Annotated in this window: 14 protein-coding genes and 2 tRNA genes; 9 read left to right on the top strand and 7 right to left on the bottom strand. The window is 45.9% G+C overall.

Annotation, left to right across the window (positions count from 1 at the left end; genetic code table 11):
• Positions 1-92: 92 nt before the first annotated feature.
• A complete protein-coding gene (gene asd / locus KI655_RS05320; protein ID WP_285402422.1) occupies positions 93-1211 on the bottom strand; it encodes an aspartate-semialdehyde dehydrogenase in 1119 nt (372 codons plus the stop codon).
• A gap of 506 nt (positions 1212-1717) precedes the next feature.
• Here asd and nhaC point away from each other — a divergent pair.
• Positions 1718-3154 carry a Na+/H+ antiporter NhaC gene (nhaC, locus tag KI655_RS05325; RefSeq protein WP_285402424.1) on the top strand — a complete coding sequence of 479 codons (1437 nt, stop codon included), beginning with the start codon at positions 1718-1720 and terminating at the stop codon, positions 3152-3154.
• 74 nt (positions 3155-3228) lie between these two features.
• Here the strand turns inward: nhaC and KI655_RS05330 are convergent, their stop codons facing one another.
• Positions 3229-4755 carry an Hpt domain-containing protein gene (locus KI655_RS05330; protein WP_285402426.1) on the bottom strand — a complete coding sequence of 509 codons (1527 nt, stop codon included), beginning with the start codon at positions 4753-4755 and terminating at the stop codon, positions 3229-3231.
• Positions 4756-4872: 117 nt separating this feature from the next.
• Positions 4873-5877: a nucleoid-associated protein YejK gene (gene yejK / locus KI655_RS05335; RefSeq protein ID WP_285402428.1), complete on the bottom strand. Its 1005-nt coding sequence runs from the start codon at positions 5875-5877 to the stop codon at positions 4873-4875.
• An 84-nt stretch (positions 5878-5961) separates the two neighbouring features.
• Between yejK and KI655_RS05340 the strand changes: the two genes are divergently transcribed.
• The 4 genes from KI655_RS05340 to KI655_RS05355 all read left to right on the top strand — a co-directional run bounded on the left by KI655_RS05340 (position 5962) and on the right by KI655_RS05355 (position 8667).
• Positions 5962-6189, top strand: coding sequence for a YejL family protein (locus KI655_RS05340; RefSeq protein ID WP_032551972.1), 228 nt, complete (start codon positions 5962-5964; stop codon positions 6187-6189).
• A gap of 28 nt (positions 6190-6217) precedes the next feature.
• On the top strand, positions 6218-8020 hold the full coding sequence (locus KI655_RS05345) for a DUF3413 domain-containing protein (protein ID WP_285402430.1): 1803 nt from the start codon (positions 6218-6220) through the stop codon (positions 8018-8020).
• A 149-nt stretch (positions 8021-8169) separates the two neighbouring features.
• A tRNA-Ser gene (locus KI655_RS05350) sits at positions 8170-8260 on the top strand.
• Between the two features lie 316 nt (positions 8261-8576).
• Positions 8577-8667 (top strand) — tRNA-Ser (locus tag KI655_RS05355).
• A gap of 100 nt (positions 8668-8767) precedes the next feature.
• On the opposite strand, the gene KI655_RS05360 is transcribed toward KI655_RS05355, so the two are convergent.
• The gene (locus KI655_RS05360) at positions 8768-9688 is read right to left on the bottom strand and encodes a histone deacetylase (protein ID WP_285402432.1); all 921 of its coding nucleotides are present in this window, start codon (positions 9686-9688) and stop codon (positions 8768-8770) included.
• A 256-nt stretch (positions 9689-9944) separates the two neighbouring features.
• Between KI655_RS05360 and KI655_RS05365 the strand changes: the two genes are divergently transcribed.
• Both KI655_RS05365 and KI655_RS05370 read left to right on the top strand, forming a co-directional pair.
• A complete protein-coding gene (locus KI655_RS05365) occupies positions 9945-10631 on the top strand; it encodes an SDR family oxidoreductase (protein ID WP_285402434.1) in 687 nt (228 codons plus the stop codon).
• Between the two features lie 5 nt (positions 10632-10636).
• Complete coding sequence (locus KI655_RS05370) at positions 10637-11641, top strand: DUF3080 domain-containing protein (protein WP_285402436.1); 1005 nt, start codon at positions 10637-10639, stop codon at positions 11639-11641.
• On the opposite strand, the gene KI655_RS05375 is transcribed toward KI655_RS05370, so the two are convergent.
• From KI655_RS05375 to KI655_RS05385, 3 genes are all read right to left on the bottom strand, one after another.
• Complete coding sequence (locus tag KI655_RS05375; protein ID WP_285402438.1) at positions 11638-13593, bottom strand: DNA topoisomerase III; 1956 nt, start codon at positions 13591-13593, stop codon at positions 11638-11640. The two genes, KI655_RS05370 and KI655_RS05375, sit on opposite strands and share 4 nt — an antisense overlap.
• 94 nt (positions 13594-13687) lie before the next feature.
• Positions 13688-14236, bottom strand: coding sequence for an NAD(P)H nitroreductase (locus KI655_RS05380; RefSeq protein ID WP_285402440.1), 549 nt, complete (start codon positions 14234-14236; stop codon positions 13688-13690).
• Between the two features lie 149 nt (positions 14237-14385).
• The gene (locus KI655_RS05385; RefSeq protein ID WP_285402442.1) at positions 14386-16395 is read right to left on the bottom strand and encodes an NADPH-dependent 2,4-dienoyl-CoA reductase; all 2010 of its coding nucleotides are present in this window, start codon (positions 16393-16395) and stop codon (positions 14386-14388) included.
• A gap of 279 nt (positions 16396-16674) precedes the next feature.
• On the opposite strand from KI655_RS05385, the gene sppA reads away from it, so the two are divergent.
• Positions 16675-18525: a signal peptide peptidase SppA gene (sppA, locus tag KI655_RS05390; protein WP_285402444.1), complete on the top strand. Its 1851-nt coding sequence runs from the start codon at positions 16675-16677 to the stop codon at positions 18523-18525.
• A gap of 116 nt (positions 18526-18641) precedes the next feature.
• Positions 18642-19658, top strand: a complete 1017-nt coding sequence (ansA, locus tag KI655_RS05395) for an asparaginase (RefSeq protein ID WP_285402446.1) — start codon at positions 18642-18644, stop codon at positions 19656-19658.
• The last annotated feature ends 21 nt before the right edge of the window (positions 19659-19679 follow it).

Raw genomic sequence — 19679 nt, forward strand, 5'->3', positions numbered from 1 at the left:
CCGATGTATGAACATCGGCTTTAGACTCTCATTAAGCGACGAGTTTAAAAGGACAGCGCCCATCTCGCCTCAAAACAGAAAACTCTTTCTTATTACGCTTTCTCAGCAAGGATGATGCGTAGAGTACGACGTAGAGGCTCTGCTGCACCCCATAGTAGTTGGTCACCAACTGTGAATGCATTTAGGAAATCGTTACCCATAGACATCTTACGTAGACGACCTACTGGTACTGACATAGTGCCTGTTACTTTCGCCGGCGTTAGCTCTTGAGCTGTAATGTCACGATCGTTAGGGATCACTTTAACCCAGTCATTGTGCGTTGCGATGATCTCTTCGATTTCATCCATTGGAACGTCTTGCTTAAGCTTGATAGTCAGCGCTTGTGCGTGACAACGCATCGCACCGATACGTACACAAGTACCATCGATTGGGATTGGCTGACCGTCTAGGCCAAGAATCTTGTTCGCTTCAACGCCTGCTTTCCACTCTTCTTTGCTCTGGCCGTTTTCACGCTTCACATCGATCCATGGGATGAGCGAGCCAGCAAGTGGCGCACCAAATTGGTCTGTAGGAAAAGATTCTGAACGGATGGTGTCCGCTACCTTTTTGTCGATATCAAGAATAGAGCTCGCTGGGTTCGCAAGTTCAGAGCTTACACTGTCGTTGATCACACCCATTTGAGAGATAAGCTCACGCATGTTCTTCGCACCTGCACCAGAAGCGGCTTGGTACGTCATTGCGCTCATCCACTCAACCATGCCTTTTTCATACAGGCCGCCTAGAGCCATAAGCATCAGGCTCACAGTACAGTTACCGCCAACAAACGTGTTGGTGCCACCATGAATACCTTGTTGGATTTGAGCCAAGTTAACAGGATCAAGAGTGATGATAGAGTCAGCATCCATACGCAGAGTTGAAGCCGCATCAATCCAGTAGCCTTTCCAACCCGCTTGGCGCAGCGCTGGATATACCTTTGATGTGTAATCGCCACCCTGACAAGTAATAACCGCGTCCAGCTGTTTTAGGCTTTCAATGTCGAATGCGTCTTGCAGTAAACCCGCATCTTTGCCACCTAGAACAGGGGCTGGGATGCCGATTTGAGATGTACTGTAATAAACAGGTTCAATCAGGTCGAAATCACGCTCTTCAACCATACGTTGCATCAGTACAGAACCAACCATACCGCGCCAACCAACTAGACCTACTCTCATCTCGAACTCTCCATGTATAAAAATTAAATTGCTTTCCTCCATCTATAAGTTTTTCAGAAAAAGAACTCAAGTGGTTTTTGTCAAAAAGTGTAACTTTTTCGTTTCTTTTCCGTGAACACTACAAATCTAGGAGTTATCTCTTCCAAGCAGTTCATTAACAAAGTTCAAAAAACCAACTCAATCAGGCTTATTTTGCGATGAGCGCTAGCTATTTGATTACCTAACAGTCAATTCGCCCAATTGATAAACAGTTATTAGTTCTAAAACCACTCTATTTTGCAATATTTCCGTTTACATGGCGAAAACAACGTGCAACAGAAATCAACAATAAGCACCAATATATTTAACATATATTTAGATTATGATACTAAAAATAAGACTATAAATAGTCAAATATCACAACTTAAATGTTATTTTTCGATATAATCAACCAAATCCTGTAGTGTCTATTTCGTACCCCACACTATAACGAAGCACTATAATGCTCGAAATAACAAGAGGCTTTTATGAAGCAAAGTAAAACTCGCCTACCGAACCTGATGCAGGTTTTCATCTCGTTAGGCTTATTTTTATCCCTTGCGTTTTCTTTTACAGCAAAGCTTGATCTCCCAATCCAACTTGCCCTCTACATTGGTTGGTTCATCATTATGGTGCTCGGCATCCGCTTAGGCCATCAATACAAAGACTTAGAAAAAGCAGCCCTTAAAGGGATCTCGAATGGTTTAGGTGCTGTTTTAATACTTTTAGCGGTAGGTGCGCTGGTCGGAACCTGGATCTCTGGTGGTATTGTGCCAACCATTATCTACTACGGCTTGAAAGCGATTCACCCATCGATTTTCCTTCTAGCAACCATGATCATCTGTTCTTTGACTGCTCTTGCTACTGGCACATCTTGGGGTGCTGCAGGTACGGCGGGCATCGCAATGATGGGGATTGGTCAAGGCCTAGGTGTTCCAGCGCCAATTACAGCGGGTGCGGTTCTATCAGGTTGTTACTTTGGTGATAAAATGTCGCCGCTTTCTGATTCAGTTATCCTAGCGTCGTCTATGTCTAACGTTGAAGTGGTTGAGCACATCAAAGGTATGCTGCCGGTTGCCTTAATTAGCTACATCATCACGGGTATTATGTTCACGGCATTTGGCTTCCACTACGCAGGCAATGTAGACATGAGCCAAGTAGAGTCTGTTATCAAAGCAATGGAAGTTCAGTTTTACATCACTCCTTACTCTTTCGTACCTGTTTTGATCGTCCTTGGCCTACTTGCTTTCCGCATGCCTTCTTTCCCAGTGATCAGCTTTGGTTCGCTACTCGGTATTATCTGGGCTGTGATGATTCAAGAGATCGACTTCCTAACCGCGTTCAATACAGCATGGGCACCCTTCTCTATCTCTTCAGGTGTTGAGTTCATTGACTCTATTCTTAACCGTGGTGGTATGTCTTCCATGCTTGGCTCAGTAGCTGTGATTGTGTTCGGTTTAGGCTTTGGTGGTCTGCTTGATAAAGTTGGCGTACTTGAGACCATCGCTAAAGTGTTTGAACGTCGTGTTAACAGCGCAGGCTCGCTTGCAACCAGCACCATCGGTACCGCTTTCATGGGTAACGTGTTTGGCTCAGCAATGTACGTATCGCTTATCCTAACGCCAAAAATTTGTGCTAAGAACTACGACCGTTTGGGTTACAAACGTAAGAACTTATCTCGTAATGCGGAATTTGGCGGCACGCTAACGTCAGGTATGGTGCCTTGGAGTGACAACGGTATCTACATGGCGAGCATTCTAGGTGTTGCTACCCTATCCTACGCGCCATTCATGTGGTTGAGCTTTATCTGTATTATCGTGACTATCGTTACCTCTTACATGGGTTGGTTCGTTGACAAATGTGAACCAACAGCACCAGCTGCAGAGACGGAACAAGCGGTAGAGCTGAACAAACAACAGGCTTAATCACTGTTTTGACCAAATAAAAAAAGAGCAACCACACTCAGTGTCGTTGCTCTTTTTATTGCTCGTCGATTATTCTATTGCAGGTGCGCTCTCGCCGCTTCCACCGTTGCCTCAATCGCCAGTTCTAACTCTCTCAAGTCATCATCGCTAATCGGTTTAGACTGCTTCATGCTCGCCTCGATGCTCGTGGCTATCACAGCCAACCTTGATGCTTTAATGCTACCTGCTACGCCTTTCAAGCTATGCACCACTCTCGCAGCCGTCACTTCATCTTCTGTTTTCAGTTGCATGAACTTTTCAAAGTCATCGGCGTGATCCTCTACAAACACATTCAGCAGCAAGGACACCGATTCGTGGTCGCCATCTAAGGTTTCTAGCATATCCGTAATATCAATGACCGGCGTATCCGTCTCTTCAGCAACGTCCGTTCTGCTCTCCGATTTGTGCTGCAAAGGGACCACATTATCGCTCTCAACCGCATCAACGAAAGTGTTCTGTGCCGAGCTCATTGAATCAGATTCAACGGGTTTAATACGCGACTCAGAAGAGATTTGTCTTTCACTAATAGGAGTTTCCGCAAAAGTAGAGCTTTCCGAAAACGGATTTTCAGCGGGACTATCAACAGCCGTTACTGGTTTCGTTGAAGGGTTTGTCGCAGCAGCCTTAAAGATCACACTGCTGTCCGATCGATCTTTTTGATCCGAAGATTCGTTCAACGACGTCGTTTGCGATAGGGTAGCCGTATCATCAACTAGATTGTGATTAACATTATTGGTTTGTGGCTCTAGCGAATCAAAATACTCTTGCTCATATGGCTCTGTTCTTAATCGGGTAAATACCAGAACGCAGAAAGCCAAGCCACTTAATATCGCCAAAGTGAGCAGCATGTAGAACTGTCCTGAGTGATACTGATTTTCTAGCGCGATGATTTGCTCATTCACTGAGTTTTTCTTAATTCTATCGACCAAGTAATTCAGCTGCGCATAGTCGCCAAGTAACGACGATGCGTCGGCAAGCAGTTGTTGCAGTGCGTCCTGCTCATCATCTTCTAACTGATAAGACTGCTCTAAGATTGCATCGAATGCACGATAGATAGAGGAAGAGGTGTGATTTTCTGAATACATCGCTTGGAAGACAACAGTACCGAACTGATTCAACAAAGGTAGCAGCTGCGAAGAAGTATTCGGGTCGCTTCTGAGCGCCTTTATATCATCGACTAGATACTGAACTTGGCTCTCAATGGGAGTGAACTCGTTGAATTTTTCCAAAAATTGGTCAACAACGTAAAGCAATTGATTCACATCCGGTCGAATCCAGGCATTTTTAAAGTCCGATTCCACCTGCAATCGCAAAGAGTAAACAAGTTGGGCATCAAGGGCCATATCATTAACTCTTGATACTCGAAGCGGTTCTGAAAAGTATAGAGACTGTCTTAACTCAGTCACTCGAATGCCGAGCTCTTCAATCTGTTCAAGTGATTGGTTGTAGGAACGACTTAAATTAAGCAGCATCAAGGTAGGAATAAGCCAAATAATCAAAACCAGAGCGATGATTTTTGTTGAACGCTTAATCGTGGGTTGTGGGGTCACAGATAATTCCATCGACATTCCTTGTTATGATCCAATGATTCGAGGAGGTTGATTCATTAACCTTAAGAATTAAAAGCGAAAATGAATCTCAGTGGCAGCGTCCTACTGCCACTTAGTGCTAACTTAACGCTATGACTTATTTCTAGTCAACTGATCACGTAAGTTTGGTGGTGTCCCTTTAATGGTTAGCGTGTCTGTCTCCGGATCATAGAAGATACGCTCACCAAGCAACAAACTGTCAAAACTCACATTCAAACCACCACCAGCGCCAACAAACTTGGTCAGTTTACGCATGGTCGCGCGGTCAGCAGGGAAACTCTCTTCAAGCTCGTAGCCTTGTTCGCTGGTGTAATCTAGGAAGCTCGTACCATCTGTGCTTTGTGGTAGTTCACCCGATAGCTCACGAACCTGAACCTCGTCGCCTGCTTTCAGCTGTTCATTACAGTAATCCGCTACCTGCTTTTTGTAGCTGATCGCCTCTTCTTTCTCTAACTTAGAGTCAGCAACGAAGTCTTCCACCGCTTGCATCAGCACTTGGTTCTGCTGTTTCGCATCTAAGCCCACTTCAGCTTGCAAGAAATCTAGGAAGAAATCCGCGACTTTGCGCCCTACGCGGCCTTTAATGTACGCAAGGTAACGGTTTGATTCTTTGTCTGTCTCGTAAGTTGATAGGTCAAGACGAGCTGCAATGTCCATCTTAGAAATATCTAAGTAGTCGGTAGCACTGATATCTAAGCCTTCGGTTACTTTCAAACTCTGGTTTGAAGGCAGCAGGCCAATGAATAGATAGTCGGTTGCTAACGACTGGTATTCAGCCAAAACCAATGTGCCTTCGTCTGCAAATGGGTATTTTGAAAGCTCTTCTTTTAGACGTTGAGCACTTTTTTGCGAGAAATCGTAGAAATTGGTCTCACCTTTACGAAGTTCATGCAACCACTGCTGAAATTCGCTGTCGGACTTAAATGCACCAAACCCTTTGCCAGGTTTTGAGTTAAAAACGCGATGCAGTTCAGCAACTAAGCTTTCAGATGAAGCATCGTTATCAAGAGACTCAGCACGGAAGTTAACAATCAGTTCGTCCTGATCATTCTTGCTCAGCTGGTGTAAAATTACGTTGGAAAGATGAAGGCTCATAATGAAAATATTATCGTTCAGGTTTCAGTTGTCGTGAATTGTAGGTTATCATAAGCCGCTTTTACTATCATTATTAGAGTCCTTATGCCGATTATATCTAAATACACAGATGAACAAGTTGAAAACATCCTAGCTGAAGTAGGTGCTGTACTGTCTAAGCACAAAGCTTCACCAGAACTTTCACTGATGATCGCCGGAAATATCGCAACCAATGTCTTAAATCAGAACGTTGCTGCTTCACAACGCAAAGGAATTGCTGAAAAATTTGCCGAGGCACTAATCTCTTCGCTTGACGAAAAGAAGTCTCACTAAGATAGACTGACGGATAAAAGAATAATAAATGGTAGACAGCGCAAACTCATATAGCGATCGTGTATCTCGACTGGTTGGTTGGGGTCACTGGTTTGCATTTTTCAACATCATTGCTGCGATGTTGATCGGTACTCGTTATATCACTCAATCGGCTTGGCCTGAAACACTCCTAGGACAGTTCTATTTAGCGGTCTCTTGGGTTGGTCACTTCGGCTTTTTGGTGTTCGCTCTCTACCTATTGGTGCTGTTTCCCCTCACCTTTATATTACCGTCAAGAAAGTTACTCCGACTTGTTGCCGTCTGCTTTGCAACAATCGGACTAACTGTTTTATTGATAGATACTCAAACCTATCAAAGCATTAACCTCCACCTAACCCCTGTGGTGTGGGAGGTTCTCTTTAGCGAAGAAGAGACTGCATTCAGTTCTGACTTGCAGCACCTTTTCATCGTTATGCCGCTGATTTTCCTACTCCAACTCGGTCTATCTGAGTGGGTATGGCGCAAGCAGCGCAAACTGTCACACAAACATGTCGGCCGCCCTATCGCCGCTGTGTTTTTCTTGAGTTTTATTAGTAGTCACCTGACTTACATTTGGGCAGATGCCTACTTCTATAACCCAATTACTAGCCAAAAAGCGAACTTCCCGCTCTCTTACCCAATGACAGCGAAGAGCTTCATGGAAAAACACGGCCTACTTGATCGTGAAGAGTACCTAGAACGCCGCGAAGCGAATACTGACAATATCGACCTTGTCAGCTATCCGCTAGAAAAGATTCAATACAACCGCCGCAGTGCAGACCTCAATATTCTGCTAGTGAGTGTCAACAACCTGCGCGCTGACGCACTGAACAATGAAGTCATGCCGAACAGCTTTGCTTACGCACAAGAAGGCATTAACTTCAGCAATCACTACAGTTCAAGTAATGATATGTACGGCATTTTCGGCCTGTTTTATGGCTTGCCAAGCAGTTACTCAAGCAGCATAAAATCTCAGGGTTCTAATGCGGTATTGCTTGATGTACTTGAGCACCACAACTACAGCATTGCTGCCTTCAGTGGCGACCAGTTTGAAGATGGCATGTTCTCTGAGATCATCTTCCGTGGACGTAAGATCGACGAAGGAACTCAGGCTCATAACGATGAGAGCGCGATTAACGCGTGGACAGAATGGGTTCAATCTTCTGAAGCTAGCTCACCTTGGTTCAGCTTTATTGAACTAACGACGTTAGATAACTTCACCAATTATCAAAACGACAGTAACGAAACTCGCAGTGCGGCTGAGCGTTTTGCAGCAGACTACCAGAAAGCAGCAAAAGCAGCGGATGATGAGCTGCAAACCATTTATCAAACACTGGAAGAGCTTTCGTTGACTGAAAATACGGTGGTGATCATTACGTCAAACCACGGTACCGAGTTCAATGAAACCAAGACCAACAGCTGGGGTGCGAACTCCAACTACAGCCGTTACCAATTGCAAGTGCCTATGTATATCCATTGGCCTGGTAAATCTGCGTCTGAATACACTCACCGTTCGAGCCACCTAGATGTATCAGTGACTCTGCTGCAAGATCTCTTGGGTGTATCTTCAAACCCGAATGACTTCAGTAGTGGCCGTAACTTGTTTGATGAAAGCAAGCGTAAATGGATTCTTGCTGGTGATTCTCGTGAATTAGCGCTGATTACCAACCAACAAACCACGGTGCTCGATAAGTTTGGCAACTATAAGCTTTACGATGAGAACTATAAACGCCTGAAAGATGTGAGTCCTCGACTGCCAGTATTGATGCAAGGACTGACCGAGCTGCAGCGTTTCTACACTAAGAACGACTAATTTGGCTTGTTTCAGCGACTAAATACCAAAAAAGGAGGCTTCGGCTTCCTTTTTTATTATTCATTATGTTTATAAAACAAGCATTCAAACAAAATAATGAAAATTAAGGGTTTACAAGGTCAAGGATGCCTTATATTATTCACCGCACTGGAGGGATGGCTGAGTGGTCGAAAGCACCGGTCTTGAAAACCGGCAACCGTTAATAGCGGTTCTAGGGTTCAAATCCCTATCCCTCCACCACATTCTAGAAGCCGCTGAGAAATCAGCGGCTTTTTTCGTTTCTGCTCCCCTGAAACTCTTGCTGATAGTCCCACAAAGCAAACCAATTCACATCACTGATCTTATCTTGCTTTAGCCACGTCATCCGATATGTCGATGAATGGACCACATCCGAGAAAACCACACTCACGGCATCAGTTTATTCCACTAACTAGCGCCAGTCTGATCAAGTTTTCAGCACTCAAACACAAAAACCACCTAAAGCGGTCATAAATAAAGCAAACAATCTTTGTGGGGGTTTACAGGAACAGAGAGGCCTTATATTATTCACGCCATCGGAGGGATGGCTGAGTGGTCGAAAGCACCGGTCTTGAAAACCGGCAACCGTTAATAGCGGTTCTAGGGTTCAAATCCCTATCCCTCCACCACATTCGAGAAAGCCGCTGAGAAATCAGCGGCTTTTTCCATTTCTATGCCTGTCCCATCCTGAAATGTGTTTACACATTGAGGACGAAAAAATAGCGAACTTCACCCCATCACATCATAAGCGGCATTAAGAAGCTGCATATGAATCGGCACCAAATCTTGGTGTTGAGAGCGATAGCCTCCTCCGACAACACAAGCAATTGGAATACCTTGCTTTTTTGCCATCTGAAACATCAAGCAGTCACGCTGATAGATGCCCTCGGTTGATACATTGAGATAGCCAAGCTCATCGTCTACATGAATATCAACACCTGCATCGTAGATGATCAAATCAGGTTGATAGTGCGCCATCGCCATTTGTGTCACTTGTTCAAAGCTTGCTAAAAACTCTGCGTCTCCCGTTTCTCTAGAAAGCGGTACATCAAAGTCAGAAGCAGGCTTACGCGCTGGAAAGTTCTTATCACAATGGAAAGATAGCGTCGCAATGTCTGGTTCATCTTGGCAGAGGGTTGCCGTTCCATCGCCATGATGAACATCGCTATCAACAATTAATACCGTATCGATGTGTTCGAAGGTAAGTGCATGCTTTGCTGCGACAACTAAATCATTAAACAGGCAGAAGCCACTACCAAAATCATGGTGGGCATGATGGTAACCACCACTTAAGTGAATAGCGATACCATGTTCAATCGCCATTTCTGCCGATAGCGCTGTGCCCCCCGCTGAACACAGAGTCCGTTCAATCAATTGCTCACTCCATGGAAATCCGATACGACGCATCTTTGGGGCTGCAAGCTGACCACTCGCTAATAGGTCCACATACTCTTCACTGTGTACTTGCTTTACCTGCTCTAACGTCACCGCTTTTGGCTCAAAGAGTTGATAAGTCTGCTGCCAATGAGCGAGCGTAGATCGTTTAGCTTCAACCGCCTGATACAGCAATTGATACTTGTTGATTGGATAGCGGTGCCCTTCGGGTAAAGGGAGCTGTGAATAGATTGAGTGATAGATTAGCGGGATCATAAAACTGTTCATTGTGTCAAAGTCTTAAGATCATAACAGCCTGAGTCTTGGCGACAACCGCAATAAATGATAATGATTACCATTTAATCAAATTAAGGGGCTGTTTTGAAAAACCTAATGTTGCTCGGTGGAGTGATCTGCGGTTCGTTTATCGCAGTAATACTATTCGTAACTATGTTGCTAACCAGTTGGTGGGTCGTTGATTTTCTGCTTGTAAGCCATCACACTTGATTCATCATCTCTACAAGGACTTCTTATGAGCACCATCTTTATTACCGGGGCAAACCGCGGTATTGGACTGAGCCTCACTCAACAATACCTAGAGTCAGGTCACACCGTATACGCAACTTATCGGAACAAAAATGCTGCTGAGGCACTGCTGACTTTGAACCATGCGCACTCCAACCTAACCTGCATTGAACTGGATGTAACCAACTACCCGGCAGTTAACGAGTTAGCGAATGATATTGAAGGCATCGATATTCTCATCAACAACGCCGGCTATTATGGGCCGAAAGGTTACGGTTTGGGGAATACGGATGTTGAAGAGTGGCGCCGTGTATTCGAAACAAACACCATTGCGCCTCTCAAGCTTGTCGAAGCCTTTCTTCCTGCACTTTCAAACGGTTCTTCGAAAAAGGTTGCTTGTTTATCATCTAGAGTAGGCAGTATGACAGAAAACACCTCTGGTGGCGGCTACATCTATCGCTCTTCAAAGGCGGCACTCAACTCTGTGGTGAAAAGTTTGAGCAATGACCTTACCCCGCAAGGCTTTACGGTTTTGGCTCTGCACCCGGGTTGGGTACAAACAGAGATGGGCGGCCCCAATGCGCTTATCGACACGCAAACCTCAGCTGCAGGCTTAATTCAAGTCATTGAGAACAGTAATACTGAAGTAAGTGGTCACTTTCTCAATTACGATGGCTCAACGATCGCTTGGTAAGCACAATGAGTAGCAAGGTGACTCTCTCTACTATCTCCCGACGAATCCCTATTTTAGGTTTTCTGAGCGCGTTGCTCGTCGGTTGCTGGGATAACCAAGGTGACGTGTTTGATGAGTACCACAGTCGCGTTGCGCGCGTTCAAGATGAAGATAGAGTCATTCAAGAGTGGCAGTTTGATGCTCTACCCAGAAAGCGTGAGTTGAACATTAACATTGAACCGATCTCCATGGGGCTATTAGACAGTTACCAACTTAGAGAGTGTGGCTTGTTTAACCTGATTGCTGAACGTAATTCCGTGCTTGGGAAGGTGGCAGACCCATTTCGTAACTTTGATTACCAAGTGGCTTTCTTAGATGGGTTATCAGAGTGCCTCAATCACCAAGGCATTTCAGATGATGTTCAGCAACAGTTGCTGAGCATCGAGCAACAAAAGCGCGACCAGATCGCGATGCATCAATGGAACCTGCTCTATGCCAGTGATGCCATGCAATCTCAGTTACGTGGCAGTCAGTGGTTGAGTGAAGATGTCGGTTTGAAGGTTCAACGAGTCAGTGATGCACTGGATTATCTAAACCAGTCATTCAATACATCGATGACACTTGGCTCGATTACTGAGGTACAAGAGACGTTAGAAAAACAGGTGGTGCTTGGCGATCTTCACTACTCATTGAGCGCGGCCACTTTTGAGTTGAACCTGATCACTCAACAGCTCAAAACATTTGACCACAAGATCATTTGTGGAAAACAACGAGATACCACCAAGTTTCGTCACCTCAACAATGTGTTCGAGCAGCAGTTCATTGGCATCGTCCAGCCCTACATGGCACAGCTCGACGGCTACTATCAACAACTGGCTCCAAACTTATCTTTGTTTGAGGCGCAGCCACAATTGCATCCCTATACATTCCCATTAGTCGGCACACATCAAGCATTTCGCACTGCGATTCGCCAACATGTCGACTATTGGAAAAGCCTTTTTGAACGTTGTGGTAGAAAGGTAGGTCGTTAACTCGACGAACGTTTTTTGGTGTACTTTTTTCGACCGCCCGCTTTACGCTTTTTATACGCTGGCCTTTCTACTTTTGGCAGGTGACGCAAAGATTCCGGTACCTCAGAGGTTTTAACACGCTGCATCAATCCTGAGATTTTGTTTTCCAAATCGGACATAAAGGGCTGATACGCCTGATTACGCTCTGCCATGCCTTGCAGCTGATGCTCCCAGTGCGCTGTCATATCAGGGAAAGTGGAGTCTTCGGGCAGTGCGTGAATCAAACCTCGTCCTGCAGGGCTACTGTGAATACTCTTACCTTGACGAGTTAACAGCTGCCTCTTGAATAGCGTATCTAGAATCCCCGCACGGGTTGCTTCTGTACCAAGGCCGTCTGTCTCTTTCAAAATGGCTTTCAGGTCTTTGTTCGCAACAAAGCGTGCAATCCCTGTCATCGCTTGAAGCAGCGTCGCTTCGGTAAAGTGCTTGGGTGGTTCGGTCTTTTTGTCTGCAATGACGCCCTCGCGGCAGGTGAGCACTGTGCCTTCCGGTAGTGGCGGTACAGTATCAGCACCATCACTCTTCTCTGCTGTATCGGTTTTACCCATCAGCACTTTCCAGCCCGGAGTCACTAACTGTCGGCCTTTAGCGATAAACACGCCACCAGCAATATCAAACACCAACTTGGCTTCTGCGTATACCGCATGAGGATAGAACTGCATCAAATATTGACGTGCTATTTGCTGGTAAATCTTCATCTCATTACCAGAAAGCCCGTTCACTGATGACTTCTTTGGAGTAGGAATAATCGCGTGGTGAGCATCAACCTTACTGTCATTCCAGGCTTTGGATCGCAGTGATAAATCAGCCCCTTGCGCACCTTGCTCAAGCTCTTTGGCATTATTGGCGATAGCATCAACAACAGACTGCCTTTGTGAATAATGATCTTTCGGAAGGTAACGGCTATCTGAACGCGGGTAAGTGATCAGTTTATGCTTCTCATACAGAGACTGACAGGTATCCAAAACCTGTTGCGCGCTCATACCAAAGCGCTTCGCAGCATCAATCTGCAATGCAGAGAGCGAGTAAGGAAGCGGCGCAGCTTGTTTGGTCTGCTTCTGCTCTGACTCTACGACCTTAGCGGGTTGATTCTGAATACGGCTGGCGACGTTCTCCACCAGTTTGCGGTTTAGTACCCGCCCCTCTTCATCTTGCCAAGGCTTACACGCCTCACTCGGTTTCCAACGAGCACGAATATCGAAGTTGTCGCTACCATTTTGATAAGGAATCAAAGCATGCAGCGTGAAATAGTCTTTAGGGATGAAGTTTTCAATCTCTTCATCGCGTCTCACCACCAATCCAAGGACTGGTGTTTGTACTCGCCCTACGGATAACACACCTTGATAACCCGCTTTCTGACCAAGCAAGGTATAGGCACGCGTCATGTTCATACCATAAAGCCAGTCGGCTCTTGAGCGGGCTAACGCAGATACCGATAGAGGAATAAACTCTTTGTTGCTGCGCATCTGACTTAATGCTCGTTTCACTGCAGGTAAGTTAAGGTCACTGATAAGAAGTCGCTGAATCGACTCTTTTCGCGTTTTCGACACCTTACAGTAATCAATCACCTCATCCACCAGCAGCTGCCCTTCTCTATCAGGGTCACCTGCGTGTACGATTTCTTTAGCATCTTTAAGTAGCTTACGAATAACAGTTAACTGCTTGCTGGAGCTCTTTCTTGGTCTCAGTTGCCACTGGTTAGGAACGATAGGTAAATCAACCAAGTTCCACTTTTTGTATCGCTCTTCATAGGCGTCAGGCTCTACCTGTTCTAACAGATGTCCGATACACCACGTCACCACATCGCCATTTCCACACTGGATAAAGCCCTCGCCTTTCTTTTGTGGGTTTGGCAATGCAGCCGCGATGGCGCGACCTAGGCTGGGTTTTTCTGCAATGATTAAGCGAGACATGATTTTCCAGAGACAACAAACAATTAGAGCCACATTATCTAATGTGGCTCTAATAAATCAAGATAAACTGTTTGTTTATACAGTGACTAGTCTATTACAGGAACTCGACAAACTGCGATAGGTTGCGCTCTGGCACCTTCATTGGCGTGCAACCAGGAGTGCCTAGGTATAAGAATCCGACAATTTCATCATCGCCTTCAAGACCAAAGGCTTGGTGTACTTCTGGGTGGAACATCCACTTACCTGAGCGCCAGAACCCCTGGAAACCTTGAGCTACGGCCGCCATCTGCATCGCTTGTGCAGCACAACCCGCGGATAAGTATTGTTCTAATGCCGGCACTTTTTCATGCTCAGTGACCTTTGCAATCACGGTAATTACCATAGGTGCACGAAACGGCGCCTTTTTCACTTTCTCTAATACCGCGTCTTCACTGTTGTCGGCTTCTGCTGCGCGTAAAAGAATATCAGAGAGCTTCTGTAAACCCGCTCCTTGAGCGATAACAAAGCGCCATGGGGTTAAAGCGGCATGGTCAGGGGCACGCAATCCCGCTTTAATAATGTTCTCTAGGGCAACACCTTCTGGGGCTGGCTCAGATAGCTTCGCGATAGAGCGTCTATTGAGCAATAGATCCAAAGCATCCATTTGAAGTCCTTACTATTTTCTTTTTTGTATCTTTGAACTTTAGCATAGATTACAAACGATAATAAGTCGCAACATCTGTAACAAAAAAGCCCTTAGACAGTCTCTAAGGGCTTTGATGAATTATCACAATATTTGTGCGCTGATTTCGCTTAAAGCTTAGTCGCCAACTCGACACCTTGGCGAATGGCTCTCACTGCATCCAGTTCACCTGCATAGTCGGCACCGCCAATCACATGAAGCTTGCCACCGAACTCTTGCCACATGTCCTCAAACGGCCTTACCGATACTTGACCTGCACAGATAATTACAGAATCAGCATCCAACACTTTCGGTTCTTTGTTTACCGTAATGTGTAGTCCTTGGTCGTCGATCTTTTCGTAGTTCACACCGCCCATCAGATTCACACCACGTTTCTCTAATGTGCGCTTATGAATCCAACCGGTCGTTTTACCCGGACCTTTACCGACTCGGCCGGCCTTACGCTGCATCACCCAAACCGTTTTATCACTCATTGCATCTGGGTACGGATACAAACCGCCCGGGTGCTCCATATTTTTATCAATGCCCCACTCGTGCAACCAATCATCCAAGCTGTGTGAAGGCGGTTCTGTCAACATGGTCGCGACATCGACGCCAATACCACCTGCACCGACAATCGCCACCTTTTCGCCTACTGGTGTCTTATCGCGAATCAAAGTTTGGTAGTCGACCACTTTCTCTTGCTCGATACCTTCAAGATTCAGTTTTCTCGGCTCAACACCCGCAGCCATCACCACTTCATCGTATTTGAGAAGCATCTCAAACGTCGCTTCGGTATCGAGCTTAAGATTAACGCCCGAAGCATCGACTTGATTGGCGAAGTAACGAATCGTCTCTCTGAACTCCTCTTTACCAGGAATCTGCATTGCTAATCTAAATTGCCCGCCGATGCGGTCATTCTTCTCAATCAGGTCAACGTTGTGCCCGCGCTGCGCCAATGTGGTCGCACAAGCTAAACCAGCAGGGCCAGCACCGACCACGGCGATCGATTTACGATCATCCGCGGGTTGCACCACGATTTCAGTTTCGTAACAGGCTCTTGGGTTAACCAAACAACTTGCTCGTTTCCCTTTGAACACATTGTCTAAACACGCTTGGTTACAACCAATACAGGTGTTAATAAACTGGGCTTGGTCTTGAGCGGCTTTATTTACAAAGTCTGGGTCGGCCAAGAATGGTCGTGCCATCGACACCATGTCCGCTTGTCCAGAACTGAGAATACGCTCAGCTTCGTCGGGTGTATTGATTCGGTTACAGGTCACAACTGGGATAGAAACATACGGTTTTACTTTTTCCGTCACCCAAGAAAACGCGCCACGCGGGACTTGAGTAGCAATGGTTGGAACACGTGCCTCGTGCCAACCAATACCCGTGTTGATAATGGTAACGCCCGCTTCTTCTAGTTTCTGTGCTAGCAACACAACATCTTCAAAGGTACTGCCCTGCTCAACCAGATCTAACATCGACAGACGGAAAATGATGATGAAATCTTTGCCGACCGCTTCACGCATCGCCTTGACGATCTCTAACGGGAAACGCATACGCTTCTCGTAAGAACCACCCCACTCGTCATAACGCATGTTGGTACGTTTACAAATAAACTGGTTAATTAGGTAGCCTTCTGACCCCATGATCTCTACACCATCGTAGCCAGCAACTTGTGCCAACTCTGCACTGTTGGCAAATGCAGCGATGGTTTTCTTAATCTGACGAGGGCTCATTTCACTTGGCGCGAACTTAGCAATCGGCGCTTTAATGCCTGATGCACTTTGTGCGAATGGGTGCATTGCATAGCGACCTGCATGCAAAAGTTGCAAGGCAATCTTACCGCCATGTTTGTGGACGGCTTCGGTTACAACTTGGTGCGCTTTAGCGTGCTTAACTTTACTGAATTCAGCACTGAATGGGGTTAATCTGCCACGTAAATTAGGAGAAAAACCACCAGTAACAATAAGGCCAACGCCACCTCGCGCTCGCTCTTCGTAAAACGCAGCTAACTTGTGCAGCCCTTCTTTATTCTCTTCAAGGCCTGTATGCATTGATCCCATCAATACACGGTTACGTAACTGAGTAAATCCAAGATCTAGTGGTTCTAATAAATGTGGGTACATGGCAGACATCACTTCTGTTATTTATCCTTGTGGTCTGACCACAGTATAGTGCAGAAATCAAAATTTCAAACAACCGTTTACATTTTTGTAACACCGATCATAATGCAGGGTGTATTAATTCTTCGACAGCCCCTAATGTGACTACACTTAATGAGAATATCTATCGATTAACAAATAGTTCATCTAGTTTGGAACTTTGAATTAACGTAGGATACTAACCAGTTAATATTATTGAGATAAATAGTACTACTGCTTGTTTAAGTGTGGTGTTCTCTCCGTGGAGAAATAATGAAAAAAATAGCCAAATTCATCGGTATGATCTTTAAAGGGATATGGAAACTGATCACCTTTGTGCGTGTTGCACTGGTCAATCTGTTCTTTTTATTGAGTATTGCCCTTATCTACTTTGTGTATTTCCAAACGGACAACACACAACCTACGGTTCCACAACAATCGGCCTTGGTATTGAACCTTTCAGGCCCTATCGTTGAGCAGAGCCGCTACATCAACCCTATGGATTCTGTCACCGGCTCTCTGCTGGGCAAAGACTTGCCTAAAGAGAACGTGCTTTTTGATATCGTCGATACTATCCGTTATGCAAAAGATGACGAGAACATTACCGGCATCGTGTTAGCACTGGGTGAATTGCCAGAAACCAATCTCACCAAGCTGCGCTACATTGCAAAGGCTCTGAACGAATTCAAAGCAACAGGTAAACCGATTTACGCCATTGGTGATTTCTACAATCAAAGCCAATACTACCTTGCGAGCTACGCCAACAAGATCTTCATGTCTCCTGATGGCGGCGTGTTGCTAAAAGGCTACAGCGCGTATTCGCTTTACTACAAAACGCTGCTAGAAAAGCTTGATGTGAATACACATGTGTTCCGTGTCGGTACATACAAGTCAGCCATTGAACCCTTTACGCGTAATGACATGTCACAAGAAGCTAAGCAATCGGCTTCTCGCTGGTTAGGTCAGCTATGGGGGGCTTACGTTGATGATGTTTCTAACAACCGTCAGATCGAAGCTTCAACCCTAAACCCAAGCATGGAAACTTTCATTGCCGAGCTAGAATCGGTTGATGGTGACATCGCCCAGTTAGCGAAGAAGTTAGGTTTGGTTGACCAATTGTCTACACGTCAACAAGTACGCCTAGAGCTTGCGGATACCTTTGGTAGTGACGGCAAAGACAGCTACAACGCTCTAAGCTACTACGATTACCGTGCAACCATGCTACCGGATCTACCAACTTCGACAGACGATATTGCTGTAGTCATCGCAAGCGGCGCTATCATGGATGGCAAACAGCCTCGCGGTACGGTCGGTGGTGACACTACCGCAGCTCTACTTCGCCAAGCTCGTAATGACGATCAAGTTAAAGCGGTTGTTCTACGTGTCGACAGCCCAGGCGGCAGTGCATTCGCGTCTGAAGTGATTCGCAACGAGATTGTCGCGCTTAAAGAAGTAGGCAAGCCGGTTGTGGTTTCGATGTCTAGCCTAGCGGCTTCTGGTGGTTACTGGATCTCGATGAGTGCAGATAAGATCATGGCACAGCCAACGACTCTTACTGGCTCTATCGGTATCTTCAGTGTGATCACAACCTTTGAAAAAGGCTTGAATGACATCGGCGTTTACACCGATGGTGTCGGTACATCGCCGTTTTCTGGCTTGGGTGTAACAACAGGCCTAACCGACGGCGCTAAAGATGCATTCCAAATGGGTATCGAGCACGGCTACAAACGCTTTATCGGTCTAGTTGGCTCTAGTCGCGGTATGGATGTAGAGAGTGTCGATAAAGTGGCTCAAGGCCGAGTATGGACGGGGCAAGATGCTCTACAGTACGGATTGATTGATGAAATCGGTGACTTTGACGACGCAATCGCTGCTGCTGCAACGCTGGCAGAGCTTGAAGAGTACAACGTTTACTGGGTTGAAGAGCCGCTTTCAGCAACTGAGCAGTTTATTCAAGAGTTCATGAACCAAGTTCAGGTGTCTTTAGGACTTGATGTTCAGAGCCTTATCCCAAGTAGTTTACAGCCAGTTACTCAACAATTGGCGCAAGATAGCCAACTTTTAAGCAACTTTAATGACCCTCAAGGCCGCTACGCATTCTGCTTGAATTGCCAAGTACAATAAGCGTCTCTCCTTACTGTTCTATCAAGAGGTACCTCTGTGTGGGGTACCTCTTTTTATTGGCTGATTATCCGCTATAATCGCGTCCCTGTTCCCTATAAACAAAAGTAACAATCGCTATGGAAAGAAAACATATCTACATTGCGTACACTGGCGGCACCATCGGTATGCAGAAATCGCATGACCACGGCTATGTACCAGTGGCGGGTTTTATGGACAAGCAGCTAGCAAGCATGCCTGAATTCCACCGCCCAGAGATGCCTGAGTATACGATTCATGAATACTCTCCGCTGATGGACTCTTCAGACATGACGCCACTAGATTGGCAGACCATTGCTGATGACATACGCGCTAACTACGATAAGTACGACGGCTTTGTTATTTTGCACGGCACAGACACCATGGCTTACACGGCCTCGGCGCTCTCTTTCATGCTAGAGAACCTTGGCAAACCAGTGATTGTGACAGGCTCACAGATCCCTCTTGCAGAACTGCGCTCAGATGGTCAAGCAAATCTACTGAATGCGCTGCACATTGCGGCCAACTACCCGATCAACGAAGTCACACTGTTCTTCAATAACAAATTGATGCGCGGTAACCGTAGTACCAAATCACACGCAGATGGCTTCAACGCGTTCACTTCGCCAAACCTAAACCCGTTGCTTGAAGCGGGTATCAATATCCAACTAAGCAACAATGTAGTGGTTGATGAGAAGCCAGAGGGCGAATTCAAGGTACACAACATTACACCTCAACCAATTGGTGTGATCACAATGTACCCAGGTATTTCTCACGAAGTGATTAGAAACACCCTACTTCAGCCAGTAAATGCGATGATCTTGCTGACATTTGGTGTGGGCAATGCGCCACAAAACCCAGAGCTACTGCAACATCTAAAAGATGCCTCAGAGCGTGGCGTCATCGTGGTTAACCTGACTCAATGTCTTGCTGGTAAAGTGAACATGGGTGGTTACGCGACAGGTTGTGCTCTTGCCGATGCCGGTGTAGTGAGTGGTTACGATATGACCCCTGAAGCGGCACTGGCGAAACTGCACTTTTTACTTAGCCAAGACCTAAGCTACGAACAAGTAAAAGAAAAAATGCAGCAAGTATTGCGTGGTGAAATGAGCCTATAACCGAAGATATATTCGGATAGA

The sequence above is a fragment of the Vibrio sp. D404a genome, from assembly GCF_030248535.1.
Classification (GTDB): Bacteria; Pseudomonadota; Gammaproteobacteria; order Enterobacterales; family Vibrionaceae; genus Vibrio.